This window comes from Gardnerella nova (genome assembly GCF_049244055.1).
GTDB classification, from domain to species: domain Bacteria; phylum Actinomycetota; class Actinomycetes; order Actinomycetales; family Bifidobacteriaceae; genus Bifidobacterium; species Bifidobacterium vaginale_H.
Window position 1 is genome coordinate 1,324,871 of the sequence record NZ_CP058369.1, and the last position, 12,840, is coordinate 1,337,710.

11 protein-coding genes are annotated in these 12,840 nt (G+C 42.2%); 5 read left to right on the forward strand and 6 right to left on the reverse strand.

What is annotated here, in order from left to right; all coding sequences use genetic code 11:
* Positions 1-74: 74 nt before the first annotated feature.
* Both HXT56_RS05160 and HXT56_RS05165 read right to left on the reverse strand, forming a co-directional pair.
* The gene (locus HXT56_RS05160) at positions 75-908 is read right to left on the reverse strand and encodes a carbohydrate ABC transporter permease (RefSeq protein ID WP_116712655.1); all 834 of its coding nucleotides are present in this window, start codon (positions 906-908) and stop codon (positions 75-77) included.
* The gene (locus HXT56_RS05165) at positions 905-1,759 is read right to left on the reverse strand and encodes a carbohydrate ABC transporter permease (protein ID WP_116712656.1); all 855 of its coding nucleotides are present in this window, start codon (positions 1,757-1,759) and stop codon (positions 905-907) included. Before HXT56_RS05165 ends, HXT56_RS05160 begins: the two co-directional genes overlap by 4 nt.
* A gap of 299 nt (positions 1,760-2,058) precedes the next feature.
* On the opposite strand from HXT56_RS05165, the gene HXT56_RS05170 reads away from it, so the two are divergent.
* On the forward strand, positions 2,059-3,072 hold the full coding sequence (locus tag HXT56_RS05170; RefSeq protein WP_421777947.1) for a LacI family DNA-binding transcriptional regulator: 1,014 nt from the start codon (positions 2,059-2,061) through the stop codon (positions 3,070-3,072).
* Positions 3,073-3,260: 188 nt separating this feature from the next.
* Here HXT56_RS05170 and HXT56_RS05175 read toward each other — a convergent pair whose 3' ends face one another.
* From HXT56_RS05175 to HXT56_RS05185, 3 genes are all read right to left on the reverse strand, one after another.
* Positions 3,261-4,607, reverse strand: a complete 1,347-nt coding sequence (locus HXT56_RS05175) for an ABC transporter substrate-binding protein (RefSeq protein ID WP_116712658.1) — start codon at positions 4,605-4,607, stop codon at positions 3,261-3,263.
* Between the two features lie 274 nt (positions 4,608-4,881).
* Positions 4,882-6,285 carry an ABC transporter substrate-binding protein gene (locus tag HXT56_RS05180; protein WP_116712659.1) on the reverse strand — a complete coding sequence of 468 codons (1,404 nt, stop codon included), beginning with the start codon at positions 6,283-6,285 and terminating at the stop codon, positions 4,882-4,884.
* Between the two features lie 197 nt (positions 6,286-6,482).
* Positions 6,483-7,193 carry a histidine phosphatase family protein gene (locus HXT56_RS05185; protein ID WP_116712660.1) on the reverse strand — a complete coding sequence of 237 codons (711 nt, stop codon included), beginning with the start codon at positions 7,191-7,193 and terminating at the stop codon, positions 6,483-6,485.
* Positions 7,194-7,365: 172 nt separating this feature from the next.
* Here HXT56_RS05185 and HXT56_RS05190 point away from each other — a divergent pair, with 172 nt between their 5' ends.
* Complete coding sequence (locus HXT56_RS05190) at positions 7,366-7,821, forward strand: DUF4235 domain-containing protein (protein WP_116712661.1); 456 nt, start codon at positions 7,366-7,368, stop codon at positions 7,819-7,821.
* A gap of 109 nt (positions 7,822-7,930) precedes the next feature.
* Complete coding sequence (locus HXT56_RS05195) at positions 7,931-8,719, forward strand: nitroreductase family protein (RefSeq protein ID WP_421777948.1); 789 nt, start codon at positions 7,931-7,933, stop codon at positions 8,717-8,719.
* 50 nt (positions 8,720-8,769) lie between these two features.
* Here HXT56_RS05195 and HXT56_RS05200 read toward each other — a convergent pair whose 3' ends face one another.
* Positions 8,770-9,027, reverse strand: coding sequence for a hypothetical protein (locus HXT56_RS05200; protein WP_250310023.1), 258 nt, complete (start codon positions 9,025-9,027; stop codon positions 8,770-8,772).
* 351 nt (positions 9,028-9,378) lie between these two features.
* Here HXT56_RS05200 and HXT56_RS05205 point away from each other — a divergent pair, with 351 nt between their 5' ends.
* On the forward strand, positions 9,379-10,905 hold the full coding sequence (locus HXT56_RS05205; RefSeq protein WP_421777949.1) for an aminotransferase class I/II-fold pyridoxal phosphate-dependent enzyme: 1,527 nt from the start codon (positions 9,379-9,381) through the stop codon (positions 10,903-10,905).
* Positions 10,906-11,256: 351 nt separating this feature from the next.
* On the forward strand, positions 11,257-12,687 hold the full coding sequence (locus tag HXT56_RS05210) for an ATP-binding protein (RefSeq protein WP_116712665.1): 1,431 nt from the start codon (positions 11,257-11,259) through the stop codon (positions 12,685-12,687).
* Positions 12,688-12,840: the final 153 nt, after the last annotated feature.

Consider the following 12,840-nt stretch of genomic DNA (forward strand, 5'->3'; position numbering starts at 1 on the left):
TGGTGACTACAAATCTTACGACCGTAGTCACCACCATTATTTTAACCACTTGAGATTTTGGAGGAGAAGAAATCTCAGCCTTTTACCGCACCAGCCATAACGCCTTTGATAATATACTTCTGGCAGATGAGGTAGAAGACGATAATTGGAAGAATGGCCAGAACCAAGCATCCCATCATGGCACCCATCTCAACGGAGCCATAGCCACCCTTCAAATACTGAACTGCAATCGAAACCGTCTTGTACTTGTTCAAGTCCAAGGTAAGGTACGGAAGCAGGAAGTCATTCCAAATCCACATAGTTTGCAAAATGGATACAGACACGATTGCTGGCTTCATAATCGGCACAATAATCTGGAAGAATATACGTGGCACAGAAGCGCCATCAATCATCGCAGACTCTTCAAGCTCTTGCGGAATGCCCTTAATTACGCCAGTGAAAATAAACACTGCAAGACCAGCGCCAAAGCCTAAGTAAATAATCCACAATCCCCATGGAGTGTTCAATCCGAGCTTGTTAGTGATGTCGGAAAGGGTGAACATAACCATCTGGAATGGCACAATCATGTTGAACAGGAACAAAACGTACAAAAGTTTTGCAGCCCAATTGTTCACACGAACAATCCACCATGCGCACATCGACGTGCAAAGCAGAATCAAAATCACGGCTCCAACGGTGATCACGATGGTCCACCAGAAGCTCATTATAAGATTCGTGCGCTCAATGCCTAGGGAGTAATTCCCAAGTCCAATAAAAGATTTTGGAGTTAAGCTGAAAGGCTCACTTGCAATGTAAATCTTCGACTTGAAAGAGTTTATAAAAACTATAGCAATCGGGAAAATCCAAAGTAAGCTTACAACAGTAAAGAAGATTGTCCACAGTGTAGAATGCTTCATTTTCTCGTTCATGCCACTACCTCCTTAGACCTAGTAAGCATATTCTGAACCAAAGCAAGCACAGCCACAATCACGAAGAACACAACTGCCTTTGCCTGGCCAACGCCTTCACCGTTTGTACGTCCGTAGAACGTGTTGAAAATGTTCAATGCCAACATTTCAGACTTATGCGAAGGCATACCATTAGTCAAAGCCAAGTTCTGGTCAAAGAGCTTGAAACCGTTAGTAACTGTCAGGAATGTGCAAACAGTAATCGATGGCATCATCAAAGGAATGGTGATCTTAAACAGTGTTTGCATTGGGGTTGCACCATCAACAGCAGCAGCCTCAATAACATCTCCTGGAAGAGCTTGCAAACCAGCAATATAAATAATCATCATATAGCCGATTTGCTGCCAGCAAATAAGCAGCACCAAACCCCAGAAGCCATATACAGCAGAATATGTAATAGAACGACCAAAGTAAGCCAAAATACCATTAAGCACAAGCTGCCAAACATAACCCAACACAATGCCGCCAATCAAATTTGGCATGAAGAACACGGTGCGGAAAACGTTTGATCCCTTAAATTTCTTAGTGAGCATATATGCAATTGCGAAGGCAATCACATTAATAAGAATAGTGGTAACTACAGTAAACGCCGTAGTAAAAATTAACGAATGAACAAAATGTGGATCCTTAAATGCCTTGCGGTAATTACGGATACCAACAAACTTACCGTCTGTAACAGTGTGGAATTTGGTAAAGCTCAAATACACGCCCATAACAAACGGGGCAACAAAACCAATAATAAAAGCCGCAAATGTTGGCAAGGCAAATAACGCCCACCATTTACGTATTGCTTTTCCGCTCATACTAATCATGACTCGTCACTTTCTCCTCCTTGAGTGCGACGTCACCATAGACGTCGATGCCCGAACCAATACTTTTATTTTACTACATGAACGAGTTATGTCAAACGTTGTCATTTTCTTGCAAAGAGATTATGACGACTTGTTGTTTTCAAATTAAAAAATTGCTTGTTATCATTGGCTTTTTAACAAAATCTGCTAGAATGGAAACGGTTGCAAACGTTTGTTTATTATGGGCTATAACGTCGATAGCAAACTTGCAAACACAAAGTTGTGGTAAGCGTTTGTTGTGTGGGAATGAAGGAGTTCACATGTCCGCAAACATTCAGGATGTCGCAGATAAGGCACACGTGTCAGTTTCTACAGTATCGCGCTCCTTCACGCGACCAGATTTAGTTTCTGCTTCCACACGCAACAAAGTTTTAGCCATCGCAGAACGCCTCAATTTTTCTATTTCACGTTCCGCAGCCGCATTGAAATCTGGACGAACATTGCGCATCGCTTTACTGATTAGCGATCAAATTCGTCTCTGGTTCAGCGCATCAATTATTCAAGGCCTAAACCAGGTATTCCACCCTGCTGGCTATGACTTATCAATTTTCCAAATTTCAAGTAGTGAAGAACGGCGAGAATTTTTCACCATGCTCCCTACACGGCGTAATGCTGATGCAGTTATCGTATGTTCTTTTGACGTAAACAGTGACGAAATTGCGCAACTCAAAACCACTGGCGTTCCTATTATTGGTATTAACTGTTTACACCCACAGAATTGTGATTTTGACGCAACCATCAACATTGACGACGATCAAGGCGCGCGTCTTATGGCACGACACTTGATTGGCTTGGGGCATCGCAATATTGCTTATGTGCGCACAACTCGCGATGTTTCGCTACATTTTAGCGTTTTGCAGCGTTATCATTCGTTTATTGACGAGTGTAAAAATAACGGAATCACACCAAAAGAAATTGTGGCACCTGCAAATTTAGACAGAATAAGCGCTATAGTTTCTATGCTTCTTGGGAATACAAATATGCCGACTGCTACTGCTTGCCAGGAAGATGGAATTGCTATACCACTTATGTTCCAGCTTGCGCGTAGCGGTTATGCAACTCCTGGCGATGTGTCGATTATTGGTTTTGACGATAGTTTTTATGCTCACGAAACTGGCTTAACTACTATTAGGCAGGATCCGGTTGATATTGCTGCAACTGCCGCAAAAATGACACTTTCGCTTATAAATGGTCAAGAGGTTGAAAATCCGTATATGATCGTGCCAGCGCAGCTTATTGTGCGTTCAAGCACTGCCGCTTTATTAAGTGAGTAAATATTTTATTTTATTTAAGCAAGTAGCTTTTTATAATTTCTACACACTATTTAAATAACATTAAATAACAAAATCCGCTAGGACTTAACACTTATATCATAAGTGCCAGTATCCTAGCGGATTCGCTTACGTCACCTTTGCTTACTTACGTCAGAGGTGCAACGTCTATTAATTTATTTGAATGAAGATTAGTCCTCATCTTCGTGAGCCTGAGCGTATTCCTTAGCCCAGCCGTCAACGAACGCAGTCTTAACCTTATCCCACTTGCCAGTGCCCTGAGCGTACTCAAGCAAAGCAGAACCAAGATCGTTCTTCCAGTTGTCAGATGGCATTACGGTGAAGTTCCAGCTTACTGGGGTCTTACCGGACTTTGCATCCTCAACAGCAGCCTGAGTCAATGGGTTGTCGGACTTAATGTCTGCGAAGCTCTTGAATGGAGTGGTGAAGCCCATCTTCTTGGACAAAGCATCCTTGCCTTCTTCGGAGGTAAGCAGCCACTTCAAGAAGTCCTTGGTGGCCTTCTTGTTAGCATCCGAAGCCTTCTCGTTGATGCACCAGTAGTTTTCAGAACCAGTGGCCAAGCCCTGCTTCTCTTCGCCCTTAGCGCCAATGTAAATTGGGAGCATGCCAAGGTCTTCAGCCTTCATACCAGCCTTGGAGAGATCACCCCAAGCCCAAGTACCATTCTGATAGAACACAGCCTTGTTCTGGGAGAACTCAGCGTTTGCATCTTCGCCGGTCTTGGAGCTGAGCTGCGTTGCAGGAGTGGTGGAATCAGTGATATAAAGATCGAAAATCTTCTTGTAACCATCGAGGAACGTACCCTTCACCTTTGCAGGCTGCTTGGTAACGTGATCTTCCTTGAACTCGTAGTACAAAGGAAGGTTTGCAAGGTGTGTCTTAAAACGCCAGTCAGAGCTGGAATCGAAGCCAGCAGAAGTGAAGGCACCGTCGACACCAAGATCTGCCTTATGAGCCTGAATATCGTCAGCCACTTCCTTTAACTTATCGAAGGAGTTAATTTCTTCAGCAGACTTAACTTTTGCATCCTTAAGCTCGGTGTACTTCTTCAACAAAGCCTTGTTGTAAATCAAGCCGTAGGTTTCCATTGCGTATGGCACGCCAACAACCTTGTCGCCATCCTTGAGAGCGATATCTTTGTTCTGAAGCTGCTTGTAAAGCTCAGTATCCTTCAAATCAGCGGTGTAATCCTTCCAGCTTGCATAGCCAACTGGGCCGTTAATCTGGAAGAGTGTAGGAGCTTCGTCACCCTTGCTGATTTCGCTCTTCAACGACTGCTCATACGTGCCGGAAGCAGCGGTCTGCACCTTAACCTGTACACCAGTCTTCTTGGTGTATTCCTTAGCAACTTCCTTCCACTGGTTAGCAGCTTCTGGCTTGAAGTTCAGGAAGTAAACCTTACCCTTCTCAGCAGCTTTATCGCTGGAAGAAGAACCGCAAGCTGCAAGCGCGCCAAACGCCATTGCTGAGCATGCTACCAATGCAATTGTTGATTTAATCGTACGATTCATCATCGAACCTTTCTCCTATGCCGACAATCCCTTCGTTGGACTGTCACACCTCTAGGTGTCCTTATCGACAATATTTATTATGCCTCAACTATTTGAATATTGCAAACGATGGCATAACCAAAATTAACGCGTGTCACCATAAAAACGGCACATAATAATATATTTAATAAAATTGGCAGGTATTTATTGGAAATAATTAAAGGGATTACGCAATAATTTAGCAAACGATTGCGCAATCCCTTGAGGATTATAGTTTAAAACAAATTATTTAATTAGGCTAACTCTTACTGTGAGCAATCGCATACTCTTTAGCCCAGCCATCCACGAACGCTTTCTTAAGAGTATCCCATGCTTGATTAGCGCCCATAGAAGTCATACCGTCTTTTGTCGCCTGAGCGTATGTAAGCAGATCAGAGCCAACATCGTCTTTCCAACCGTTAGATGGCATGGTAACAAACACCCACGTAACAGGTACTTTGCCTTCTTTAGCAGTGTAATCTACAGCAGCCTGAACAAGAGGATTTTTTGCTTTAGGGAATTTTTTGAAAGGAGTAGCAAAGCCCAACCTATTAGCTAAAACATCCTGAGCCCAGCTGTCAGTAAGCAGCCACTGCAAGAACTCATTAGTCGCCTCTTGATTCTTTTTTGAAGCCTTTTTATTAATGCACCAATAGTTTTCAGAACCCGTAGCCATGCCCTGATTCTCTTCGCCATTAGCGCCAATGTAAATTGGGAGCATGCCAACGTCTTCACGTTTTATGCCAGAATTTGCAAGGTCACCCCAAGCCCAAGTACCATTCTGGTAGAACACAGCCTTACCAAGCGCAAATTCATAAACAGCATCCTCACCAGTTTTAGTACTTAACTGACTTACAGGAGTTGTGGAATCAGAAATATAAAGGTCAAAAATCTTCCTGAAATTATCTAAATAGCTGCCTTTTATTTTTGCAGGCTGCTTAGTGTCGCCATTAAACTCGTAATAAAGAGGCATATTTGCAAGATGTGTTTTAAAACGCCAGTCAGAGCTGGAATCGAAGCCTGCGGACGTAAAAGCACCGTCAATTCCAAGCTCATCCTTGCGTTTTTGCAAATCGTCTGCAACTTCTTTCAACTTACCGAAAGTAGTTATTTGATCTTCAAAAGATTTGCCGTTTTCTTCCGGCTCCAACTTTGAATTATGAAGATCCGCATACCTAGCAAGCAAAGCCTTGTTGTAAATCAAGCCGTAATTTTCAGTAACATACGGCACTGCAACCGGCTTATTATTGTCTTTAATGGCAAGCTTTTGATTACTAAGCTGCTTATAAAGAGGGGAATTACTTAAATCAGCCGTGTAATCTTTCCATTTAGCGTAGCCAACAGGACCGTTAATCTGGAATAGCGTAGGCATGGCATCAGGATTATTTTTAACAGCATCACGAAGCTCATCTTCGTAACTGTTGCTTTGCGGAGTCTTGACATCTATATCAGCCCCCGGATGAGTTTTTTTATACTCATTAGCAACATCTACCCAAATATCCTTGCCTTCAGGCTTGAAGTTGAAGAAAATAACTTTCCCACCAGCAGACCTATCGGTATTTGCACCAAAAGACTTAGAAAAACCAAAAGCAGTAAACGCGCAAGCCGCCAAAACAGCGCAAACAACTAGCGCAATAATCGACTTAACTGAACGACTCATCATCGAACCTTTCCATATACTGCTAATCTCTTCCAAACTAACTAATTACCGCTATTGAATACTGTCTAAACCACAGTAGTGAACTAATACTACAGCAAATGCAAGACTCAAATATATAAATATCTTTGCAAAAAAATTTGCGTAAATCGCAATAAAATATCTGAAAATATCTGAAAATATCTGAAATTCTAAACCGTATTTCAGCAATTCCAATGCACGATTACATTGTCGCCTTTGTACTCGCCCAACACAGAATAATGAGCAGTATCCATACGAAGAAGTCGCGCAAATTCAGGATTTACTCCAAGCCAGCGCGCAGTAAGAATACGCAATACATGAGCATGCGCAACAACAAGCACGTCCTTGCCTAATTTCAATTTAGGCATTGCCATATCAATAATCTTTTGAGTACGATCCGAAACCTCTTGCAAGCTTTCTCCAGAAGTCCTGTGCACATCTACTGCTTCTCCACTAGGAAGCACTTCTTTAGCGTCACTAACCATGTGAGAAGGAAGAACTTTAGGACCATGCTTCCACACATCCCACGCCTCAACGCCACTTAACGCTGCAATATCGCCTCTAGTACGACCTTCAGCAGCACCATAATCCCACTCCAGCGCACTATCACAAATTGTATACGAAGTAAATCCAGCAAACTGAGCTGTTTGCTGCGCGCGACGAAGCGGACTAACAAGCACACAATCCTCATCAAAACCTTTTGTGAACGCACACTGCAATCTAGCGCCAGCCTCTTTTGCCTGCTCAACACCGACTTCAGTAAGCGGCAAATCCGTGCGCCCGGTATGTTGACCAGACACACTCCAAGCAGTTTGACCATGACGAAGTAACACCAAACGCCCCTGCTTCGCGCACTCCTTTTCAACTAACTCTTGAGTACCATTATTCTGCATAGTTTCACGTTCCTTTAACGCGCCATGTACCCTGCTACCGCGCCGGGCGCCCCGCAGCGCGAATATTCTTCAAATAAGTACTTCCTAAAATGCAGCTACTTTGCCGCAAATCGAGATTACTGTTCTATGTTACCGCCAAAATTGGTATTTCGTTACCACTAACATAGAAAATATGACGCAATTATCATCGGCAAATAGTAAATCTGCTCACAGCCACCGTGCAGCTCAAACTGCCGTGCAACGACTTAATGCAGCAAATCATAAGATTGATGTGCTTCGCGAGCGCCGATTAAAAAACCCAAATACTTTAGGAGATTCGTTGCTTAAAGCCGCGCTTCCGTCTTTTGCAACGTTTATAGCAGGGCAAATTGCGCAGTTAATATGGAAAAAACATGTTGATACTAAAAAAATCAATTTAAACTCTAATAATCGTTCTAATAATCTTTCTAAAGAAAAAATTGCGAAAGAGCAACGTGTTAAGCAAGAAGAGCCGTTGCTAATGTCTCTTGGATTTGCAGTATTTTCTGCGATAATTACTACGCTCGTTGGCCGCTTAGTAAGTCACGGAACCTTGTCTTATATTGCACGAAGGCAAAGAAAGCGTCAATTTAGAAAAAATAAATTCTGATTTTGAACAAATGAACTGAGAATGCAAAAATAGGCAAAATAAGCGAAATAATAAAAGAGATATAAAAAAAAATAAGGGATAATAAGGAATAATAAGGGATAATAATAACGTGCAAAACTTACGTCATAACGAAACTATTGATACTTTACTGAACCGCCGCTCTATTCGCGCTTTTAGCAACGAAGCAATTGACGAAGATACAGTCGCGACTCTTGAAACAGTGGCTCAGCGAGCCGCTTGCAGTCAGTTTTTTAACGACTGGTCAGCGATTAAAATTACGGATAGCGCAATTAAGCAGAAGCTTTCCGAAATTGGCAACCAAACATATATTGCCACTGCTCCGCTGCTGTATGTTTTTATTATTGACCAACACAGAAACGCTGTAATCGCGCAAAAAAATGGCGTAGATGTAGATACTAGCAGCGACGAGTTTATGCTTAAAACTCGTTACCGCTTTACTCAAGCACAAAACGACGTTATTTTGGCGCTTCACGCTATGGAAACTGCCGCGGAATCTTTGGGACTTGGTTGCGTAATTCTTGGTTCAATTTTGAACAGTAGAACTCAGCTTATTGATATTTTGAATTTGCCTGAATACACGTACCCTGTGCTTGGCTTAGCAATTGGTAAGCCTGCGCAAAATCCGGAATTAAAGCCGCGCATGAGCACTAACATGCAGATTTTTGAGAACCGTTACCCTGCTGACAACGCTGAATTATTAGAAAATCTTGCTGATTTTGACGCTCGTGTGCATCAATATTACGATTTGCGAAATGCTAGCCGACCGGTTGACGCTTTTAGTGCGCAAATTGTTGCGTTGGCAGCGGATAGTAGCGCTAAAAAACATGAGGCAGAAGACGTTGAGCAAGTTGCAAGGCAAGGTTTTAACGTTGCGTAGGTTTTAGCATTGCGTAAGATTTAACGTTACGTAATTAGCGCCGCACTAGTTTAACGTCGTCTTGGTTTATATCCACGCTTTCTAGACCTTGGCTTTGTACTTGCGGACGGCGGGCGCATATCAGAATACATGCGATCTACTGGATCTCTATGCGTCAAATGCCAACAGCCACAATATTCGCAAGCGTACACCCACAGCTTTGCACCGCGTTCGCGCAAACTTTGCTCCGCCGCCATAAGAGCCTGCCCTTTATTCTTATACATGATTTTTTGGGTAGTTTCGCAGCGCTTCGGAGTAAAGAAATACATAACTTTTATGGTAGCAAACCACTTAACACAACTTATATAAGTTACGCGCAATAGCAGAAATCACGCGTTATTCCCAACCTACGGCAACAATCACACTTATAAACGTTCAAAATAAATTCAATTCCTTATACTTTAGTTCAATTACTTAGCTAAAATTCAACAAAAATTCAATTTCGCCACTATTTCTCGTCATTTTTCTACGATTTTTTGAAAAAATACTATACAAAAGTAATCTTTTCGACTAACATTGGGCAAATAATTCAATTTAATACTTATATTTTGAACTTTATTGTGGACTTTGCCATAAACTTGTTCAATTTATAAATGCTGGTTTTACGAGAAAGACAGATTATGGCACAGAATTTTGCTGACGAGCTTAAGAAAGCTATGAAGCGCAAGGGGTACAAGCAGATTGACGTAATCGAGCTTGCAGCAAAAAACGGCCATAAGCTTGGCAAAAGCCAGTTAAGCCAATATTTAAGCGGCAAAACTGAGCCTCGCAAAGACATGCATAACATGCTAGCTGAAATTCTTGGAATTAGCGACGACGGGGTAAAAGGCGGTCATTCTTGCGCAAAAATCAAGCAAAACTGCCAGTCTGCAGAAGAACCACAATTAAATCAGCCACAGCTTACGGAAGCTGAACTTTCCCAAACACTCAAACATAGAAACTTCAACAAATCCACCAAACTCGAAAACGTACTTTACGACGTTCGCGGCCCTGTTGTTGAAGAAGCAAACCGCATGGAAGCAAACGGAACACACATTCTAAAGCTCAACATTGGAAATCCTGCGCCTTTCGGGTTCCGCGCTCCAGACGAAGTGATTTACGACATGCAGCAGCAGCTTATTGACTGCGAAGGCTACTCGGATAGCCGCGGACTTTTCTCTGCGCGCAAGGCGATTATGCAATACGATCAGCTTAAGGGCATTCCAGGCGTGCAAATGGAAGATATTTACACTGGAAACGGTGTTTCCGAGCTGATTAATCTTTCTATGCAAGCGCTGCTTGATTGCGGCGACGAGATTCTTATTCCAAGCCCAGACTATCCGTTGTGGACTGCGTGCGCTAGCTTGGCAGGAGGCACTCCTGTGCACTACATGTGTGACGAAAAGTCGCATTGGTACCCAGATATTGCCGATATTCGCTCTAAAATCACGCCTCGTACTAAAGCAATCGTGATTATTAACCCAAATAATCCTACGGGCGTGCTGTATAGTCGCGAAGTTTTGGAAGAGATTGTTAAGATTGCGCGCGAGTTTAATCTGATTATTTTTGCGGACGAGATTTACGACCGTCTTGTTATGGACGGCAAGAAGCATATTTCGATTGCTTCTCTCGCTCCAGACGTGTTCTGCGTAACTTTTAGCGGACTTTCTAAGTCGCATATGATTGCCGGCTTCCGTATTGGTTGGATGAGTCTTTCGGGAGATAAGTCCAAGGCTCGCGACTACATTATGGGACTTAACATGCTGTCTAATATGCGATTGTGCTCGAACGTTCCTGCGCAGTCGATTATTCAGACTGCTTTGGGTGGATACCAGAGCGTTGAGAAGTATTTGGAGCCGGGCGGTCGCGTGTATGAGCAGCGCGAATACTGCTATAACGCGCTTCAGGAGATGGATGGCGTAAGCGTTGAGCGACCGGATGCCGCTTTCTACATGTTCGTAAAGCTTGATCCTGCTCGCTACAACATTCACGACGACGAACAGTTTGCGCTTGATTTGCTTCGCGATCAGAAGTTGCTGATTGTGCACGGCAAAGGCTTTAATTGGCAGACTCCAGGCTACTTCCGCGTAGTCTACTTGCCGCGCTTGCAAACGCTTCGCGACGCGATGAGCAAACTCTCCAACTTCCTCTCCTACTATCGCCAGTAATTATGCATCTTGCTTGCAAACTGCAGCACTACAAATCACAGTACAAACAGCTAACGCAAGTAGGTACATTTCGGAGTATTTCGGAGTATTTCGGAGTAAAACACCGCAACAAACACAAAGAAAACCCAACAAAGCTATACAAGAGTAGGGCTCAACACACTTCGGAGTAGTTAAGAGTAAAACAACAATGTACTTAATAACACGCTGTAAATACTCCTAATTTACTCACATGGCATTCCAGTCAAATCCTTGAAATAATAACACTCTCTATATCCTTCTTTTGATATAGTAATCACAAGAATTATTCGTATAAAAATCGCGCAGTAATGCTTCGATATTTAAGGCGGAACAATGGAAGAGTACAAGATTGAAGATATTAAAGACCTGAAAGAAGGTCAGTATTTTGATCGCAAAAGTGCTCGCATAAAACCTAAAGATATATTAAAACACGTCATTGCCTTTGCCAACGCAGACGGAGGCACATTAGCTATCGGCATCGATGATAATGGCGAATTATCTGGCACAAATTATACGGAAGCTCATTCTTTAGACGAATATGAACTAGCAATCCAACAAGATATCATTGGCCAGCCTTCAATCGATTACAGTAAGTTAGACTATGAATCCAAAGATGGCAAAAATGCATTATTCATCATTCATATTGATTGCTCAAAAAATAGACTTATTAAAAACCGAAGTGAAGAAGTTTATTTAAGAATTGGAGATAAAAGCGTCAAACAAAATTACTCTCAAATTAAGCAATTAGAGTATGCTAAAGGCGAAAGATTATTCGAGGATAATCTGATTCCAGATGCTAACCTGGCAGATCTTGATGAACAATTGTTGAATGAATATAAAAAACAACTTAATTGCGAGCATTTACCTAATCAGCAAGTATTAGAAGCTCGCGGATTTATGCATCAAGGTCAACTAACTGCCGCATCAATTCTAATGTTTGGCAAAAATCCAAGCTATTATTTCCCACAAGCTCGTCTGAGATTCTTGCGATATGAAGGAACACATCGTGAGACTGGAGCACGAATGAATATTGTTAAAGATCAAACCTTTGACGGACCGATTCCAACAATTATTCGCCAATCACAAACAGCTATACGAGCGCAATTGCGCGAATTTGAATATCTTGGAAACGATGGAAGATTCAAAGTCGTACCAGAATATCCAGAATTTGCTTGGTTTGAAGGAATTGTTAACGCCGTAGCACATCGCGATTATTCATTAAGAGGCGATTATATTCGCGTTAGCATGTTTGACGATCGATTCGAGATATTCAGCCCTGGCTCCTTGCCAGATATTGTGACATTAGAGAATATGCGACATACGCGCTACGCTAGGAATCCTCGTATTGCTCGCGCGCTAGTTAACTTCGGCTGGGTTCGAGAACTCAATGAAGGAATTAATAGAATTTATGAGGAAATGGCGGAATTTTATCTCAATGATCCTCAATACAGCCAGCAAAATCCTTACTCTTTATTGCTGACGTTAGAAAATAACTATGCTTCGCGTCAAATGCGCATGGACGATCATATAAATGAGTTAGAGGAAAAACTAAATAATGGCGAGTTCAATGAGAATGAGCGAAAGATTCTCGCATATTCATATAGCAATGATCGAATTACCGTAAAAACAGCTGCAAATCTTATTAATATGAGCGAAGCTACAGCGCGAAAATTATTACGTGGACTTGCTAATAAACACGCTCTACTGTGGCATGGAAATTCTAAACTTGATCCTAAGCAATATTATGCGCGCATAAAAGATTAGATCAAGCACAAAAAACAGTTAAGAGTAGTTAAGAGTAGTTAAGAGTAAAACACAGCAACAAACACAGCAAAAACCCAACAAAGCTATACAAGAGTAGGGCTCAGCACAGTTAAGAGTAGTTAAGAGTAGTTAAGAGTAGTTAAGAGTAGTTAA

Bases quoted from the DNA above. Each gene is read 5' to 3' on its own strand.
- HXT56_RS05210 (WP_116712665.1), top strand. From the start codon at position 11,257: ATGGAAGAGTACAAGATTGAAGATATTAAAGACCTGAAAGAAGGTCAG.
- HXT56_RS05185 (WP_116712660.1), bottom strand. From the start codon at position 7,193: ATGCAGAATAATGGTACTCAAGAGTTAGTTGAAAAGGAGTGCGCGAAG.
- HXT56_RS05200 (WP_250310023.1), bottom strand. From the start codon at position 9,027: ATGTATTTCTTTACTCCGAAGCGCTGCGAAACTACCCAAAAAATCATG.
- HXT56_RS05175 (WP_116712658.1), bottom strand. From the start codon at position 4,607: ATGATGAATCGTACGATTAAATCAACAATTGCATTGGTAGCATGCTCA.
- HXT56_RS05165 (WP_116712656.1), bottom strand. From the start codon at position 1,759: ATGATTAGTATGAGCGGAAAAGCAATACGTAAATGGTGGGCGTTATTT.
- HXT56_RS05170 (WP_421777947.1), top strand. From the start codon at position 2,059: ATGTCCGCAAACATTCAGGATGTCGCAGATAAGGCACACGTGTCAGTT.
- HXT56_RS05160 (WP_116712655.1), bottom strand. From the start codon at position 908: ATGAACGAGAAAATGAAGCATTCTACACTGTGGACAATCTTCTTTACT.
- HXT56_RS05190 (WP_116712661.1), top strand. From the start codon at position 7,366: ATGACGCAATTATCATCGGCAAATAGTAAATCTGCTCACAGCCACCGT.
- HXT56_RS05205 (WP_421777949.1), top strand. From the start codon at position 9,379: ATGGCACAGAATTTTGCTGACGAGCTTAAGAAAGCTATGAAGCGCAAG.
- HXT56_RS05180 (WP_116712659.1), bottom strand. From the start codon at position 6,285: ATGATGAGTCGTTCAGTTAAGTCGATTATTGCGCTAGTTGTTTGCGCT.